Source organism: Clostridium chromiireducens, from assembly GCF_002029255.1.
In the GTDB taxonomy this organism is placed as follows: domain Bacteria; phylum Bacillota; class Clostridia; order Clostridiales; family Clostridiaceae; genus Clostridium; species Clostridium chromiireducens.
Window position 1 is genome coordinate 24,594 of the sequence record NZ_MZGT01000032.1, and the last position, 17,831, is coordinate 42,424.

A 17,831-nucleotide genomic window follows, 5' to 3' on the forward strand; every position below is an offset into this window, starting at 1 on the left:
ATTCAAAAAAAATCAAATAAAAATATAGAAAATAGGGGGAAAAATATATGAAATTAAGAAAAGTATTTTTAGCATTAGGATTAGGTATATGTGTAATGATGGCAGGATGTAGTTCTGCATCTACTTCAAGCAGCGCAACAGGTAGCAATACTGTTGAAGCAAAAGAAATACAAGCTATAAAAGATAGAGGTGTATTAAAAGTTGGAGTAAAAGTTGATGTACCTAAATATGGTTACAAAAATCCTCAGACTGGACAAATAGAGGGATTTGAAATTGATCTATCAAAAGCAGTGGCAAAGAAAATATTAGGGGATGAAAGTAAAGTTGAGTTTCAAGGGGTAACAGCTAAAACAAGAGGCCCACTTCTTGATAATGGAGAAATCGATATGGTTGCAGCTACTTTTACAATAACAGATGAAAGAAAAAAGAGCTATAATTTCTCTGATCCATATATGAAGGATGGTATCGGATTGCTTGTTAAAAAGAGTCTTGGTGCATCATCTCTAAAAGATCTAGATGGAAAAACCATTGGAGTAGCACAAAGTGCAACAACCAAGAAGGCATTAGAAGAAGAGGCAAGTAAGCAAGGGATTACTCTTAAATTCTCAGAACTTGGTGGCTACCCTGAAATTAAAGCAGCACTTGATTCAGGCAGAGTAGATTGCTTTGCAGTTGATGCAGCTATTTTAAATGGATATGTTGATGATTCAACAGTAATATTAAATGATAGATATAATCCTCAAGAATATGGTATTGCAAGTAAAAAAGACAATACTGAACTTGCTAAAGTAATAAATGAAGTAGTAAGTGAAATGAAGACTTCAGGTGAAATAGATAAATTAATTAAAAAGTGGGAAATTAAATAATGAATAGTCCTTTTTCACTATTTAAATGGGAGGCCGTTTTTAAAGACTTTAGCGTATTTTTTGAGGGATTTATAACAACACTTGAAGTTTCAATATTAGGACTTACTCTTGCATTAGTATTAGGAATTATATTTGGAGTTCTTTCTACAAGCAAAATTAAGATTTTTAAAGTTATAAGCAGGATATATGTAGAGATAATTCAAAATACACCGCTAGTAATTCAAATATTCTTTTTATTCAACGGACTTCCTTATATAAAGATTGTCTTACCAGTATTTTTAATTGGAGTACTTGGAGTTGGAGTTTACCATGGGGCATATATAGCAGAAGTTGTGAGAACAGGTATTACGTCAATACCCAAAGGTCAATTTGAAGCAGCGAAGTCACAAGGATTTTCTCATACTAAAACCATGAGATATATAATTTTGCCTCAGACAGTAAAGATAATAATACCACCACTTGCAAATCAATTGGTAAATCTAATAAAAAATACTTCTGTATTAGCAATGATAGCAGGTGGGGACTTAATGTATAGAGCAGACTCGTGGTCAAGTTCAAATATGTATTATGGTCCTGCATATGTTATAACTGGGGTTCTTTACTTTATACTTTGTTACCCATTAGCAGTATTATCAAGAAAACTTGAATTAAAAGAAAAGAGAAAAATATCAATTAATATTGAGGATTCTATAAAGACTCAAACTGTTGCTGCAGAAGGGGGGCTATAATAATGTCAAGTGTATTTAATCAAGCAAATATAGAATTTCTTTTACAGGGAATAAAATTGACTTTAACAATAGCTTTTATATCAATTATTCTAAGTATGTTTTTTGGAACAATTCTTGCAGTGTTAAGAAATTATTCAAAAGGAATTTTAGGAAAAATTGCAACAATATATATAGAAATTTATAGAAATACACCAAACTTATTATGGATATTAGCTATCAGGTTTTTAGTTCCAATAAAGCCTATGTATTCAGGGATTTTATCTTTTACATTGTTTACTTCTGCTGTTATGGCGGAAATATTTAGGGGGGGAATGAATTCTGTTAGTACAGGGCAATATGAGGCAGCTTATTCTCAAGGATTTTCAAAATTTCAGACTTTGAGATATATAATTTTGCCTCAAAGCTTTAGGAGATGTATTCCAACATTTTTGTCTCAATCGGTTACTGTAATAAAAGACACCTCTTTCTTATGGGCAGTGGGTATTGAGGAATTTACAGGAAAAGGTATGATTCTTATGGGAAGTTTTGTTTCATCATTTCAGATATTCTTATTATTTGGAGCTATAGCCGCAACGTATTTTATTATGAATTTTGCAATATCATGTTGTGTTAGAACAATTAGGACCGAGTACTAAGATTAAGCAAGAACTAGAATATTTATTATATGAAAATCGAGTAGAGTTAAAGCGAATGGTTTAACTTCTACTCGATTTAAATATTTATACAATATGATATTAGACAGATTCCTCATTAAAGTTCTACTCTTCCATCTAAGTTACATAGTGTATATCTATCTCACTAATTATCTGAATTTTTCAGGGAATTGTTTTATAATTGCGTCTGAAATTATATCAGAAAAATGAATCATGTGATTCTCACCTGTATCATAAGCCTCAATATCTGCAGGCCAGAGTTTATTTATTCTGGCTACGGCTTGATCTGTAACTAATTCTAAATGTTTATGTAACATGTTTTTTAATTCAGTGTTTTGTAGGTTAGGATTTGCTTTTGATAAAAAGTCAGCGATTTCATCAGCATTTTTGTACCATAATGTATTATACTTATCTAATTCAGCCTTTTTGTTGTTTTTAGCTGCGTCAACAACTTGACCTGCAATTGAAATATGTTCCCTTAAAAGCTCAGAAAGCTTATTTCCTGCTTCTTCACCGTAGTATGGGCTAATTGAATTTCCAATGTCATCTTGATTTTTAAGTAATCTTTGTAATATAAAATCTTCATCGGGAAGAGAAGATAAATCGCTAATAATAAAATTCCTAGTCCATAAAACATGATCAATCCAGAGTTTTCTTTCATCTGATTTTAAAGTGACTGAAGAAGTGGTCAGGATATTTTTATTATCAATGCTATATACCTCTATCGGTGTTATTAGTGTATTAAGTAAAATAAATAGTATAAAAGTAGAAAAGAATTTTTTCATTATAATTTAACACTCCTTTGCGATAATACTGATTTCATTTTTTCCTAATGTTTTAATAATATACTAGTAATAGAAAAGAAGCTTTAAGCAAGGGAAAATAAGTAAAACTAATATCCATGCATTTTTATAATCTATCTTCTGGTTGTAGCTCCACTTAGAATATTAGAACAAGAAAAATAAATTCCTAGGAGGATAAAGATTAGACTAATAATATGGATAGGTAATATTTTTTCTCTTAATACTATACTAGAGAGCAAAATACAGCTGATTGGCATAACTCCTGAAAATACAGCAGCATTATTCGCATCCACTTTTCTAATTCCTTTGAACCACAATATATAAGAAATTACAGAAACAAATACTCCGTTATATCCTATTGATAGGTATATTGTAGTATTTAAGTTAGTAAAATCAAAGGATAGAAGATCATGTAGAGCAAAGGGAATGAAACATAAGGTTGAAAATATTGTAATTATGGTTGTTCGGTATATTGGTGGAATTTGAATGTCATTTTTCTTACTCAATATAGAGAAAAGAGCTTCGCATAATACCGCTAAAAAAACTAACAGAGTTCCTTTAATAAAATTTACATTACTTGAAGGTAATATGAATAAGCTATAAATATTTATTAATAAGATTCCAAAGACAACAAATACAATTCCTAAGATTCTATTTAAATATAGCTTTTCTTTTAATATAAAGAAGGCTAATATCCCAATTATAGCTGGTGAAGTGCTTGTTATTAAGCCACTTTCAGATGCAGAGGTGAATTTTAATCCGAAAAAAAGCAGAATTCTAAATAAGAAAACTCCGGTAGTGGATTGAAAAAATAACATAAGCATTGTTCTCTTATCAATTTTAGGGAGCTCTTTTTTTATTCTGAAAGTCAAAGGTATTAATACAATCAATGCTGTTATAAGGCTTAATTCTGATGTTAAGAAAATAGGCAAGGTTTGAACTAATAATTTACTTACTACAACTGAGCTGCCAGCAATAAACATTGCTAATGTTAGTTCTAGATAAGCACTAAATTTATTTTTCATTTTGGATTCTCCTTCTATCATTGTAAGTTTATAGTATTTATTTTATAATAGTAGCACCTATAAAGTGGTTTATGTAGTTCCACTTAATATGGTTTTTTCTAGTACCACTTTTATTAGGAGATGATTAAGTAATGTGGTTAAGTATATATAAAAATAGTGATGTATCACTTATAAGACAGATTTATGGACAAATAAAATTACTTATATTGCAAGGTAAATTAGTTGAGGGAAGTAAGCTACCATCAACAAGGTGGCTTTCAGAAGATTTAAAAATATCTAGAAATGTTATTTTGGAAGCTTATGAACAGCTTATGGCCGAAGGTTATATTGAAAGTAGGCATGGGTCAGGTACAGTTGTTTCAAAAGGCACTTATTTTAAAAGAGAGACAATAAAGAAAAATCAAGTTATTTCAAGCAAGATTTTAAAAGAATATGACAATAATATAATTGATTTTCGATCTGGAATACCAGAATTAGGTATGTTTCCTAGAAGGGAATGGGGAAATTTATTTAATAAAATCTGTACTAATAGTTCATATTCAATATTTAGATATTGCAGTCCTGAAGGCGTAATGGAATTAAGACAAGAACTTTCAGAGTACTTATTTAGAACAAGAGGAATACAGTGTAGTCCGGAACAAATAGTGATTACTTCAGGTTCTACACAAGGACTATCTTTGATAGCAAAAATTCTATATAATCCTAATTCTGAAGTTGTTACAGAGGACCCTATTCATTATGGGCTATTAAATGTTATTTTATCTTGTGGATATTCAATAAATGCTGTTCCAGTTGATGATAAAGGATTAAAAACGGATATGATAAATCCAACAGGCAAAGTCGAATTCATATATGTAACACCATCTCATCAATTTCCATTAGGTGGAGTTATGCCAATACAGAGACGTATAGAACTTGTTAAATTTGCAGAAAAGAATAATTGTTATATTATTGAGGACGATTATGATAGTGAGTTTCGCTATGAGGGGCAACCAATAAGTTCACTCTATGAATTGGAGCCAAATAGAGTAATATATATTGGATCTTTTAGTAAGATTTTGGCTCCAGCATTGAGATTAGGTTATATGTTATTACCTAAAGAATTATTACACAGATATAGGAATTTAAAAATGTACACAGATGTACATACTGAATCTATTTCACAGCTTGTTTTGGCAAAGTTTATAAGCGAAGGAAAGTTAGAAAAGCATATATGGAAAATGAGAAAAGAATATAGTAAGAAACGACAGGAATTAATTAAAAATTTAGATGTTAATTTTCCTAACAAGTATATCATAAAAGGACAAGCAGCTGGTTTGCATTTGGTGGTTGAGTTCGAAGATATAACTTTTACAGAAGAAGTATTGAATAAAATTACAAGAGAAAGAGTGAAAGTATATCCAGTTGAAAGTTATGCAATACATAAAGGATATCATCAAAATGAAATTATTTTAGGATATGGACATTTGAGTGTTGAAGAAATAGAAAAAGGAATTATGAGGATTGGGAAGGTTTTAAAGAAGGATATATATAGAAATTAGTTATATTAACTAATTTAAAAAATTTGAACCAATTTGAGTTTTCACATTGACTTAAAGCGCGCTTTAAGTGATATTATTTTTTTTGTAGGAGGAAGTATATGTTAGAATTTGAAATAAGTGAGGTATCGAAAATAACCAAATTAAAAGCTCACACCTTACGGTACTACGAAAGTATTGGATTAATTAAAGATATTAAAAGAAATTCAGCGGGAAAAAGAATTTATACTGAACAAGATTTGAAATGGCTTGAAGTGATAAATAGACTTAGGGAAACTGGAATGAATATAAGCAAGATGAAAGAATATGCAAGATTAAGACATATGGGAGATGATACAATCTCAGAAAGAAAAAATATGATGGAAAATCATTTGGAATCAATAAATAGAGAAATTAAAAAATTATTGGAAGCAAAAGACTATGTAGAAAATAAAATCAAGATTTATAATGAAATGGAGGAAAAGATTAATGAAAGAGGAAAGCAGATTTGAAAGAGGATATAGAAAATTACTTGAGATAGATGGAAAAGCTGGTCAAGAGGTAGAAAATGGTTTGAAGGATATATCTCCTGACTTGGGCAGATATATCATAGAGTACAGCTTTGGTGATATTTATTCAAGAGATGGACTTGATTTAAAGTCAAAAGAAATTGCAGTAGTTGCAGCATTAACAGCATTAGGAAATGCGCAGCCGCAGTTAAAAGTTCATATAAATGGAGCTCTAAATGTTGGGTGTACAATTAATGAGATTAAAGAAGTGATAATTCAAATGTCAGGATATTCTGGTTTTCCAACATCTATAAATGCAATGAATGCATTAAAAGACGTGATTAATGAACGAAAAATGGAAGGTATGAATGATATTGTTGGAGACGAACCTACAAATGAAATACTGCCATCAGAGAGGTATGAAGTTGGGGTGAAGGAGCTCTCAGAATTAGATAGTAATCAAGTGAAAGTTCTTGAAGAAGCGTATAATGATTTTGCACCAGACTTAGTTAAGCTTGTAGTAAATAGCTATGCAGATATTATTGGCAGAAATAATTTGAGTAAAAGATATAGGCAGATTGCTACAATTGCAGCGTTAACAGCCTTGGGAAATGCTAAACCACAATTGAAGTTTCATATAAATTCAGGACTGAATATTGGGTTAACAATAGATGAGGTAAATGAAATCATGCTTTTGATGACTGTGTTTGCGGGATTTCCAGCAGCAATAAATGGGGCAAATACTTTAAAAGAAGTTGTGAATGAAAGATAAAATAAGTCCATCATAGATAAACAACATATAACTTAGACTTATGTATATAACTCAACGAAATAAGAAACATACGTTTGTTCCAGTTTCTAGGGAATTTTTATGGGCAATTCTAAGGCTATAAGTTGTGCCCAAAGTGCTAGCCTCAAAGAACAAGCTCTGAACTAGCACATTTGGAACAACTTATAGCCTAAGAATTACATCCATCAAAATTCCCAATGAAACATTCCACAAAAGTATGTTTCTTATTTCTAGTTGAGATATTTTTCAAAGTATAAGTTTAAGTCTTAATTTGTTTATCTATATAGATATCTAACATATAACTTACCGAAATTATAAATATTTTTATTCCGAAAAACTATGAAAATATTTATAATTTTTAGTGAAAATAGTAACAAAAGTTTTACCGAGATTTTAAAAATATTTATTTATAAGTAGAATACTAATTTGAATATCTATGAACAAGCACGTAACCTAGACTTATGCTATAATCCGCCATAAAGTAGAAATATTGTTGCATCCTAAAGGGCATGATAATTTCGGAGGATTATGAATAAATCGACGAAAATGCTAAATGTAATTGGTAAATATGGTATATAATTAGTATATTATATAAGTGATTTAATAAGAGTAATATTGGGGGAGAGAAATGACTGGGATACGATATTCTTTTAATAGTAATAATAGAAATGTTGAAATAAAAAGATGTAATAACGCTATACATTCATCAAAGACTCACTTTCATGAAGAAGTTTCTATAGGATTAATTGAAAGTGGGAGTTCTAAAACTGAAATAGAAGGAAATATCTACGACCTTACAAAGAATACATTTCTAATAATACCTCCCAATATTTCTCATAGATGTAATCCAGAAAACTATGAAAATTGGAATTTTAAAATGTTATATATTAATACAGAATGGTTTAAATCAGGATTCAATACTAATAGTAAAGATATAGGATTTGATTATATGAAAATAAATGAAAAGATATTTTTAGATGTAGTTAAATTAATTGATGATATTGAAAAGGGAAATAGTACTATAGATAATGAATCAAAATTATTAAATTACATTTCTCTTTTACTCAACAATGACAAATTGTATCTGGATGAAAATGTATCAGAAAATATCAATTCAAATATTAGAAAGATTAAGGAATATGTAGACTTAAACTATTTGGAGGATATAAGACTTGAAGATTTGTCTAATATAATAAATATAAGTAAATTTTATTTAATCAGAAAATTTAATGATTATTATGGTTTATCTCCACATCAATATATAACTAATTTGAGAATAAATCATGCTAAGAGATTATTACAAACTAATAAAGATTTTGTTAGTGTAGCTATTGAAAGTGGCTTTTATGATCAGAGTCATTTTATAAAGAATTTTAAGGAGTATACTGGGGTAACACCAATGATATATAAAAGAAATATCTAAGTCGGTTCAATTTTTTACAATACTAATTTTAAAATTAAATTTATAATTACTTAGGTTCATAGCAGGACTAAATAATAATTAATTACTCTAATAGGTAATTAATTAAAAAGCTAAAGGAGTAATTATAAATGAAAAGTAAGATTATTTTTGCAAATTTAATGGCTATTTTGACTATACTTATCTGGGGGACAACTTTTATTTCAACTAAAATATTGTTAACCGAGCTTTCGCCAGAAGAAATTTTGGCTTATCGCTTTTTTATAGCATTTCTTATTTTAATTGTTATTTGTCCTAAAAATTTTAAATTTCTACCGTTAAAAGAGGAAATGCTATTTGTTCTTCTAGGAGCTAGTGGAATATCTTTATACTATTGGACTGAAAATTTAGCACTAAAATATACGTATGCATCAAATGTTGGTCTTATATCTTCTTCTATACCTATTTTTACAGCATTAATCTCTCATTTTATATTTAATAATGAAAAATTCACAGTTAATATGTTATTTGGATTTATTATAGCATTTATAGGAATATCTATTGTTATATATAATGGAAAAGTATTAAGATTAAACCCAAGGGGAGATTTTATGGCAATAATTTCTGCAATTTTATTTTCTATATATTCAGTTTTAATAAAAAAGGTAGATAATAAATATGATCAGCTTTTAATAGTGAAAAAGACATTCTTTTATGGTGTTATAACTATGCTGCCTATTTTATTTATCACAAAGGTTAATATAACAAAGGTGCCAAATTTGAGGACAGATATTATTTTGAATTTATTGTTTCTTTCAATATTTGCATCAGTACTTTGTTTTCTAATGTGGAATAAAGCGGTAAAGGTTATAGGAGCAGTAAAAACTACAAATTATATATATTTTGTGCCGATAATCACAATGATATCATCTAGCATTGTTTTGGGTGAAAAAATCAGCGGATTAATGATACTTGGAGGAATGTTAATATTTTGTGGTGTTTATGTAAGCCAGGGTAAATGGGGGAATAATATACTTAACTTCAAAATTAATAAAGCCGATAATATAAGCGGATCTTAAGATTTGCATTTGTATAAAAAGGGAGAATAATTCATATGTCTAAAATTATGATAGTAGAAGATAATGAAAATATGAAAAAAGAACTTATTGAATTTTTAACACGTTATGGATACGATGCTTATTCACCAAGCGATTATGAAAATATAGTAAAGATAGCCTTAGATGACGAACCTAATTTGATTTTACTTGATATAAATCTTCCTTACTATGATGGATATTATATATGCAGGGAAATTAGAAAAGAAAAAGATATACCTATAATAATTGTAACGAGCAGAGATAGTGAGATGGATGAAATTATGAGTATGAATCTTGGAGCGGATGATTTTATAACAAAACCATATAATACTCAAATATTACTTGCCAGAATAGCAGCCGTATTAAGGCGTGTTTCTGGCAATAATTCAATCCAAGAAATAGTCGAACATAAAGGATTAAAACTGAATGTTACTAACGGAAGTGTGAGTTTTAATGGAAATAACATTGACCTTACTAAAAATGAGTTAAAGATACTACTCTGTTTGCTAAAAAACAAGGGAGGTATAGTGAGTAGAGAAGACTTAATGGATTATTTGTGGAATTCAGATCTTTACGTTGATGATAATACCTTATCCGTAAATGTGACTAGGCTTAGAAAGAAATTATGTGAAATAGGTTTTAACGATGGAATAGAAACAAAGAGAGGACTCGGATATATACTATTATGAAAATAAAAGACTATTTTGCTTCAAAAGTTCCATATCTCATAATGAATCTGATAATATACCTATTAACGTTGGTTATAATGAGTGTAGTAAAAACACCAAGTGTAATAATGTTTGTGATTTTTCTTATTTGGTTTTGTCCATTAATCATATATATTCTGATTGATTTTTTTGCTAAGAAGAAATTTTATGATGATATTATTGGAATCCTTGATAAGTTAGATAAAAAATACCTTTTACCGGAAGTCATAAGATCTCCTAATTATTATGAAGGAAAAATTATTTATGAAGTTTTGAGTGATTGTAATAGAAATATGCATGAGCACGTTAATTTTTATAAGCATCTTCAAAACGAATATAGAGAGTATATTGAAACTTGGGTTCATGAAATCAAAACACCAATATCTTCTTCTAAATTGATTATTGAAAACAGTGAAGGTAAAGAGAAAAATGCTCTAGGAGATGAAATTAGAAAGATTGAAGAATACATAAATCAAGCTCTATATTATTCTAGAAGCACAGATGTCAATAATGATTATATAGTAAGGGAATTTGAGATAAAAGAAGCAGTTAAAGAGGCCATTAGAAATAATAGACGCGATTTTATAAACAAAAAGATATCTGTTGATATTGAAAAAGTATCAGGGACAGTTATTACAGATATTAAATGGGTGAAATTTATTATAAACCAAATTATAATTAATTCTATAAAATATAGTAGAAGTGAAAATGCAATGGTAAGAGTAAGTACAACACTTGGAAAAGATAACTTAATATTGGCTATTGAGGATAATGGAATAGGGATTCCACAAAGTGATGTTAATAGAGTTTTTGATAAAGGATTTACAGGGGAAAATGGGAGAAAGTATGGAAAATCTACAGGAATAGGACTTTATTTGTGTAAAAAGCTTAGTGATAAATTGAGTATTGGAATAAATCTAAGTTCAGTTAAAGGTGAGGGAACCAGAGTTAATGTAATTTTTCCGATTGGTGACTTTACAAATATACGGTAATATTTAATACATTTGTTTTTGAATATAAAGTTAATTTATTAAGTTGAGGCCTATATACTGGGATATTAGATTTAGGGAGGAATTTTAGAATGTATCGGATGAGCAGGAAATTTATTTGTTTAATATTATTTGCAGCAGTAATTACTGCAAGCTGCGTTTCAACCAATGCTTATGCATTATGGGAGGAAGATAATTATCAATGGAAATATATTGGGGATTATGGATATGTAACAGGATGGCAGGAAATAGATAATAGGTGGTATTATTTTAACCCAGAAGATGGGACCATGAAGAGAGGATGGTTTTACGACACTCAATACAATAAGTGGTATTATTTAAGTGCTGATGGTGATATGGTCCATTCTAAAACAACATCGAACTATCCACAAGAATTGAATAATATTTATGAGAAAATAAAGCAATATGTAAATGAAGAAATAACCTATAAATGGACGAATAATATCGATGGAAATATATTTATGTGTTTCATAAGTAAGAATAACGGGGGCACTAGACAGTTCTATTATCACGTATTAACTGGCAACGTATATGAAATGAAGAATGGTAATCTTACAAACCTTGCAACTCATGAAGTATTTAATATTTTCACTGAAGAGCAAGCTGTCCAGGTGATAAAGGATTATCTTTCAAAAGGTTATAAATATATCCCACAAATAATTAAAGTAGATTCTGATGATGGAGAATCGTATTTGGTTCATTGCTATGATGATAAGGGATACTATTATGAATCTAATAGCTGGTATTATGTAAATAAGACTACTAGAGAAGTTAGACCTATGATATAAAATGTAGAGATTACAAGCAGAGTAAGGGAAGAGTATAAGTCCTTACTCTTTTATTATGTCTAGTAATAGATTATTTGATATACTTTGAGTTAGGAAAATTAACTTACAAAATTGTAAGTTAGTTGAAAGGTACTTCAATATGAAATAGATACAGTTAGTTTTAAAATATATTCATGGAGCAAATAAGAAGATAATAAAATTGGATTATATCTGCTTATTAATTAACCAATTAGGAGGAGCATTATGGAAAATATTTTAAATGTACAGAATGTAGAAAAATATTATGGAAATAAAGAGAATGTGACAAAGGCGCTTGATAATATAAGTTTCAAGGTTGAGAAGGGAGAATTTGTAGGAATAATGGGCCCTTCAGGTAGTGGTAAGACGACCCTTTTAAATTGTATATCTACTATAGATAAAATTACAACTGGAGCTATTGTAATTGATGAAGATGATATCACGAGGTTAAAGAATAAAAAATTAGAAAAATTCAGAAGAGATAAGTTAGGCTTTATATTTCAAGATTTTAATTTATTAGATACATTGACTGCATATGAAAATATAGCATTAGCATTAACTATAGCGGGAAAAAAGGGAAATGAAGTTGATGAACTGGTTAAGAAATCATCTAAGAGTTTAGATATATTGGATGTGTTAAATAAATATCCATATCAAATGTCAGGAGGGCAAAAACAAAGAGTAGCTGCGGCGAGAGCAATAGTTAATAACCCTAAATTAATTTTAGCAGATGAACCTACTGGTGCATTAGATTCTAAATCAGCAAAATTATTACTAAATTCTATTGAAAGATTAAATCACGAGTTGGATGCAACCATTTTGATGGTAACTCATGATGCTTTTACAGCAAGTTATGCTCATAGAATATTATTTATAAAGGACGGTAAAATTTTTAACGAAATTGTAAGAGGCGAAGATTCAAGAAAAGAATTTTTTAACAAGATAATAGATATTGTTACACTTCTTGGAGGTGACTCAAAAGATGTATTTTAAAATAGCCTTAAATAATGTTAAAAAAAGTTTTAAGGATTATACTATCTACTTTTTAACTTTAACTTTTGCAGTATGTATATTTTATAGTTTTAATTCAATTGGATCTCAATCTGTAATGGCAGATATGAACGCAGGACAAACTGAGTATGTTAAAACTATGGAAAGGCTTATTTCTGTTATATCAGTTGGAGTTTCAGTCATATTAGGTGGGTTAATAATATATGCTACTAAATTTTTGATTAGTAAGAGAAAAAAAGAGTTTGGCATTTATATGGTTTTAGGCATGGGAAAAAGGAAAATGTCAAAGATATTATTTTTTGAAACTTTATTTATTGGGATAATATCGTTAATTGCAGGATTATTACTTGGAATGTTATTTGCCCAAATACTTTCAATATTTACAGCGAAACTTTTTGCTATACAAATGACTAAATATAGTTTTGTTATCTCTACGAGTGCGATACTTAAAACCATTTTATATTTTGGAATAATGTATCTATTAGTTATGATATTTAATGTAATCATTGTTTCAAGATATAAATTAATTGATTTAATATGCGCAGACAGAAAAAATGAAAGAGTAAAAATAAGAAATACTTATATTGCAGCAACTATGTTGATTTTATCATTAGCTATTTTAGGATACGCATATTACTTGGTTAATCTTGCGGGCTTAGATTTTTATGATACCAGATTTAAAGCCTCAATAGTACTTGGAATCGTAGGTACAGCATTTTTCTTTTATGGAATAGCTTCAGTTATGTTTCTGCTGCTTCAAAGGAATAAAAGCTTATATCTAAATGGATTGAATATTTTTAGTATAAGACAAATCTCAAGTAAGTTTAATACTAATTTCATTTCTATGACTATAATTTGTTTAATGCTATTTGTTACTATAGGGACATTATCAACTGGATTAGGAGTAAAGAATTCTTTAGAAGGTACATTAAAAAATCAAACTCCATTTGATGCATCGTTTCAAGCAGTTGATGATAATAATAAGAAAGTCTCAATAATGGACGCCTTGAAACAGTTAGATTATAATTTAGAAGGTAACGCTGAGTATGTTATATTTGAGCAATATCAATATAATATGAGCACTAAAAATTTATTAGATGAATATGCCACAACTAATGAGGATAAACAAATCATAAACTTAAAAGTATTTGAGAAAACTAATATGATTAAGCTGTCAGAATATAATGACATAAGAAAATTAAAAGGAAAGCCAAGTGTGAATTTGCAATATAATGAAATAATTGTATCTTCAAACTATGAGCCGCTAAAAGGCATACTTAAATCATTTGTTGAAAAAGAAAAGACAATAAATATAGCGGACAAAGAATATAAAATAAAAGACGGAGAAATAGAAACGGAAGCTCTAACAACATCGCCTACAAGTGATAACATATTTAATTTAATAGTACCAGATGATTTAGTAAAAGGATTAGAAGTATCTGATGAAACAATTAACTTGAATTTTGTCGGTGATAATAGAGAAGAATCTAAAAAAGAGTTGACCGCTATTTTAAGTAATTTTGCATTTGATAATAATTCTGCGTATAAAAACTTAAACTTTATAATTCATGGATGTACTAGAGAAATGGCATATGATATGAGCAGAGGATTATCTGCAATGATATTGTTTATAGCTATTTATATGGGAATTGTATTCTTATTATCAAGTGCAGCAGTTCTTGCAATTCAGCAATTATCGCAATGTAATGATTCGTTAGAAAGGTATAGATCATTAAGAAAAATTGGTGCAACAAGAAGTATGATTAATAGAAGTATTTTTAAGCAAGTGTCTATATTCTTTATCTTACCATTAGCACTTTCGATAGTTCACTCATATGTTGGGATCAAAGTAGTGAATCAATATTTAGTTGCACTAGGTGCTGGAAATAAGCTTGAACCAATTATTATAACGGCCTTAATGATGGTTGTTGTATATGGTGGATATTTATATGCAACATATGTATCATATAGAAATATAACTGATAGTGAATATAATTAACTTTAAGTATATAAAGCTTATAAACTGATTTAAATTAGGATTTGTAACTTATATATATTTAAAACATACTCAATACTAGAAAAAGAGGGTATTCTTTTGCAGAGCGTTGTATTTTATAGCAACAAGGCAACAGGGTACCTTTTTTCATGTAATTATGCCCACTTAATCCTAGCTTTTGCATTGGAAATCTATAATATTTGTGGTTGCTTTTATAGACATTTATGTTATGAGAGGGTAAAATTGAATTTAAGTAACATAACTAATAAAGGGGAACACCAGAGTATGGATGAAAAGTGTTTAGGGAAGATATATAGATCATTTCTAAATTACATACCTTGGCCAGTATGGATTGAAGAAATTGATTCTACCATAATATTTTTTAATAAGCGTTATGAAGAAATGTATAATGTAAGATTAGAAGATGTTATAGGGAAGAAAAATGAAGAGGTTTTTCCGATAGAAAAAGCAAAAATATATAATGAGCAAATAAAGGAATGCCTTAATAATCTCGAATTGAATGTTGTGGAAGGAATAGTAAATGGAGCAGTTGTTGAGTGCTTTATCTTTCCAATATTAAATGAGGAGAGCAAGCCTTACGCGGTTGCAGGAATAATAGTAGATATAAATGATAGAAAATTAAGAGAGGCTGAGGTTGAAGAGCAAAAAAATATATTAAGAACAATAATAGATGCAGTTCCAGAATCAATCTTTTATAAAGATAAGGAAAGCAGGTTTATAGGATATAATAAAAAGTTCGAAGAGTTTTACAATAAAAGAGGTGTAACCGATATAATCGGTAAGACGGATTTAGAAATATATAATGATAAAGAAGTGGCCTCAAAGTTCATTGAACAAGATGAGAAGATTATGAATACTAAGAAGGCAACTTATTTTGAACAGAGGATAAAAAATGAAAATGGCAGGGAAGTTGTAGAAGAGAATGTAAAGATACCTGTTATAGATAAGAGGGGAGACGTATGGGGATTAGTTGGCTTGTCTAGAGATATAACTGACAGAAAAATTATGGAGGAGAAGCTTCGATACCTTAGCGAAACAGATATACTTACAGGATTATATAATAGATATAGTTTTGAAGAGAAAGTTAAGGAATTAAACTATAATGAATATCTTCCGCTAGGAATAATAATGGGAGATGTTAATGGACTAAAATTAGTTAATGATGCATTAGGACATTTAGACGGAGATAATTTATTAAGAAGCATAGCACAAATACTCAAGGATATATGCCAGCCGGATGGATATGTATTTAGATGGGGTGGAGATGAATTTATAATACTTCTTCCAAACTGCAATGAATTAAAGTGTGAGCAGATTATTCGAGACATTACTAAAGAATGTGAACAAGCTGAACATAAATTTATGCAATTAAGTATTGCATTAGGAGAAGCTATTAAACATTCTTTAGAGGATAATATATATGATTGTATCACTAAGGTAGAGGAAAAAGTATATCGCCAGAAGCTGTTAGAAAAGAAAAGTATTAGAAGCTCAATAATGGAATCGCTAAAAAAAAGCTTGGAAGAAAAAAATATGGAAACAAATGAGCATACTGAAAGAGTATCTCAATATGCGCTTGCTATAGGGAAAAAACTTCAGTTAAAAATATCAGATTTAGATGAATTAGCGCTGGTCGCCAGCTTACACGACATAGGAAAAATAGGAGTTAATGAAGATATATTATTAAAACCTGGAAAATTAACCGAAGAAGAATTTGAGATAATGAAAACTCACACAGAAAAAGGGTATAGAATCATTAATGCATCAAGTGAGCTTGGTAATATAGCGAAATGCGTGCTAACACATCATGAAAAATGGAATGGTACAGGATATCCTTTAGGTCTAAAAGAAGAAGAAATACCTTTAATAGCAAGAATAATAAATGTTGCTGATTCTTACGATGTAATGACTAATGATAGAGTGTATAAAAAGGCTATGAGTAAAGAGGAGGCTGTTAAGGAATTAATAAGATGTTCAGGGACACAATTTGATCCTAAAATAGTTGAATGTTTTATAGATAGTTTAAATATTGAAGATAGTTTAACTAATGTATATTGAAATTTTATTTTAATTTTGAGTTTGTTTAAAAAGATGTTTCGAAATGATTACACCAATTTCGAAACATCTTTTTATTACAAAATTATGATTATAAGAGGTGAAAATGAGCCGGATTTAAAAATCAAAGTTTATAAATTAAATGCTTATACTAAAAAATTATTTGTAGAATATATGAAAGAACAAAGAAAACAAAGAAAAGGATTTAAATTTAGAAAAGTTGGCAAGGATTTACTAAAGGGGTCATTTAAATAAATTATAAGAAAAGATATAAGAAGCCACTAAATAATTAAAGGATCCTGAAACTTTTTAAAATAGATATGTGTATCAGTTATTGGAATAAATCATAAATTTGGGAGGAAGTAACAATGGAGAATAATGCTTTGAAAGAAAATTTAGAGTCATTATTTAGTAATTTAGGAAGGTTTATAAAAACAGAAACAGTTGTAGGAGAACCTATTACTGTAGGAGAAGTGACTCTTGTACCAATCGTAAGTGTTATGTTTGGAATTGGTACAGGTGAAGGTATTAAAGGAATGAATGGAACAGGTTCTGGAGGAGGCGGGGGGGCTGTAATATCACCAAACGCTATTTTAGTGATTAAAAAAGATGAGGTTACAATGTTACCTATAAATGAAAATAATAATCTTGATAATCTTCGAAATATGGTACCCGATATAATTTCAAAAATTAACGTGAAAAAATATAAAGAAAATGATAAGAAAATAGAAGAGCAATAGTATTAGATTTGTACATTTTAATGATTTAATTAATTTGAACACACCAGAATATAAAATTTTTAGTGTGTTTTTCATCGAAATATTGTAAATTATATATT

18 protein-coding genes are annotated in these 17,831 nt (G+C 29.0%); 16 read left to right on the forward strand and 2 right to left on the reverse strand.

Going from position 1 to position 17,831, the window contains the following annotated elements; genetic code table 11:
- Nucleotides 1-47: 47 nt before the first annotated feature.
- The 3 genes from CLCHR_RS12760 to CLCHR_RS12770 are packed head-to-tail and all read left to right on the forward strand — an operon-like array spanning nucleotide 48 to nucleotide 2,229.
- Nucleotides 48-866 carry a transporter substrate-binding domain-containing protein gene (locus CLCHR_RS12760; protein ID WP_079440187.1) on the forward strand — a complete coding sequence of 273 codons (819 nt, stop codon included), beginning with the start codon at nucleotides 48-50 and terminating at the stop codon, nucleotides 864-866.
- On the forward strand, nucleotides 866-1,594 hold the full coding sequence (locus CLCHR_RS12765) for an amino acid ABC transporter permease (protein WP_079440188.1): 729 nt from the start codon (nucleotides 866-868) through the stop codon (nucleotides 1,592-1,594). Before CLCHR_RS12760 ends, CLCHR_RS12765 begins: the two co-directional genes overlap by 1 nt.
- Nucleotides 1,595-1,596: 2 nt before the next feature.
- Entirely contained in the window at nucleotides 1,597-2,229 is a 633-nt protein-coding gene (locus CLCHR_RS12770; protein ID WP_079440189.1) for an amino acid ABC transporter permease, read from the forward strand.
- Nucleotides 2,230-2,396: 167 nt separating this feature from the next.
- Here CLCHR_RS12770 and CLCHR_RS12775 read toward each other — a convergent pair whose 3' ends face one another.
- Together CLCHR_RS12775 and CLCHR_RS12780 are read right to left on the reverse strand one after the other, a co-directional pair.
- Nucleotides 2,397-3,032: a glycosyltransferase gene (locus CLCHR_RS12775; protein ID WP_079440190.1), complete on the reverse strand. Its 636-nt coding sequence runs from the start codon at nucleotides 3,030-3,032 to the stop codon at nucleotides 2,397-2,399.
- A 131-nt stretch (nucleotides 3,033-3,163) separates the two neighbouring features.
- Complete coding sequence (locus CLCHR_RS12780; protein ID WP_160357988.1) at nucleotides 3,164-4,075, reverse strand: DMT family transporter; 912 nt, start codon at nucleotides 4,073-4,075, stop codon at nucleotides 3,164-3,166.
- Between the two features lie 131 nt (nucleotides 4,076-4,206).
- Between CLCHR_RS12780 and pdxR the strand changes: the two genes are divergently transcribed.
- The 13 genes from pdxR to CLCHR_RS12845 all read left to right on the forward strand — a co-directional run bounded on the left by pdxR (nucleotide 4,207) and on the right by CLCHR_RS12845 (nucleotide 17,733).
- Nucleotides 4,207-5,616, forward strand: coding sequence for a MocR-like pyridoxine biosynthesis transcription factor PdxR (gene pdxR, locus CLCHR_RS12785; protein WP_079440192.1), 1,410 nt, complete (start codon nucleotides 4,207-4,209; stop codon nucleotides 5,614-5,616).
- A 98-nt stretch (nucleotides 5,617-5,714) separates the two neighbouring features.
- Nucleotides 5,715-6,104 carry a MerR family transcriptional regulator gene (locus CLCHR_RS12790; protein WP_079440193.1) on the forward strand — a complete coding sequence of 130 codons (390 nt, stop codon included), beginning with the start codon at nucleotides 5,715-5,717 and terminating at the stop codon, nucleotides 6,102-6,104.
- On the forward strand, nucleotides 6,082-6,873 hold the full coding sequence (locus CLCHR_RS12795; RefSeq protein WP_079440194.1) for a carboxymuconolactone decarboxylase family protein: 792 nt from the start codon (nucleotides 6,082-6,084) through the stop codon (nucleotides 6,871-6,873). The genes CLCHR_RS12790 and CLCHR_RS12795 overlap by 23 nt, the downstream gene beginning before the upstream one ends.
- Before the next feature lie 646 nt (nucleotides 6,874-7,519).
- On the forward strand, nucleotides 7,520-8,314 hold the full coding sequence (locus CLCHR_RS12800) for an AraC family transcriptional regulator (RefSeq protein WP_079440195.1): 795 nt from the start codon (nucleotides 7,520-7,522) through the stop codon (nucleotides 8,312-8,314).
- Between the two features lie 128 nt (nucleotides 8,315-8,442).
- On the forward strand, nucleotides 8,443-9,369 hold the full coding sequence (locus tag CLCHR_RS12805) for a DMT family transporter (protein ID WP_079440196.1): 927 nt from the start codon (nucleotides 8,443-8,445) through the stop codon (nucleotides 9,367-9,369).
- A 35-nt stretch (nucleotides 9,370-9,404) separates the two neighbouring features.
- Entirely contained in the window at nucleotides 9,405-10,076 is a 672-nt protein-coding gene (locus CLCHR_RS12810) for a response regulator transcription factor (protein ID WP_079440197.1), read from the forward strand.
- Nucleotides 10,073-11,086, forward strand: coding sequence for a sensor histidine kinase (locus tag CLCHR_RS12815; protein ID WP_079440198.1), 1,014 nt, complete (start codon nucleotides 10,073-10,075; stop codon nucleotides 11,084-11,086). Before CLCHR_RS12810 ends, CLCHR_RS12815 begins: the two co-directional genes overlap by 4 nt.
- A gap of 89 nt (nucleotides 11,087-11,175) precedes the next feature.
- Nucleotides 11,176-11,892, forward strand: coding sequence for a cell wall-binding protein (locus CLCHR_RS12820; protein WP_079440199.1), 717 nt, complete (start codon nucleotides 11,176-11,178; stop codon nucleotides 11,890-11,892).
- A 243-nt stretch (nucleotides 11,893-12,135) separates the two neighbouring features.
- Complete coding sequence (locus CLCHR_RS12825) at nucleotides 12,136-12,903, forward strand: ABC transporter ATP-binding protein (RefSeq protein ID WP_079440200.1); 768 nt, start codon at nucleotides 12,136-12,138, stop codon at nucleotides 12,901-12,903.
- Complete coding sequence (locus CLCHR_RS12830) at nucleotides 12,893-14,920, forward strand: ABC transporter permease (RefSeq protein WP_079440201.1); 2,028 nt, start codon at nucleotides 12,893-12,895, stop codon at nucleotides 14,918-14,920. The genes CLCHR_RS12825 and CLCHR_RS12830 overlap by 11 nt, the downstream gene beginning before the upstream one ends.
- Nucleotides 14,921-15,202: 282 nt before the next feature.
- Nucleotides 15,203-16,996 carry a sensor domain-containing diguanylate cyclase/phosphohydrolase gene (locus CLCHR_RS12835; protein WP_079440202.1) on the forward strand — a complete coding sequence of 598 codons (1,794 nt, stop codon included), beginning with the start codon at nucleotides 15,203-15,205 and terminating at the stop codon, nucleotides 16,994-16,996.
- 84 nt (nucleotides 16,997-17,080) lie between these two features.
- Nucleotides 17,081-17,248: a hypothetical protein gene (locus CLCHR_RS24785; protein WP_169896792.1), complete on the forward strand. Its 168-nt coding sequence runs from the start codon at nucleotides 17,081-17,083 to the stop codon at nucleotides 17,246-17,248.
- A 113-nt stretch (nucleotides 17,249-17,361) separates the two neighbouring features.
- A complete protein-coding gene (locus tag CLCHR_RS12845) occupies nucleotides 17,362-17,733 on the forward strand; it encodes a GerW family sporulation protein (RefSeq protein ID WP_079440204.1) in 372 nt (123 codons plus the stop codon).
- Nucleotides 17,734-17,831 lie beyond the last annotated feature (98 nt).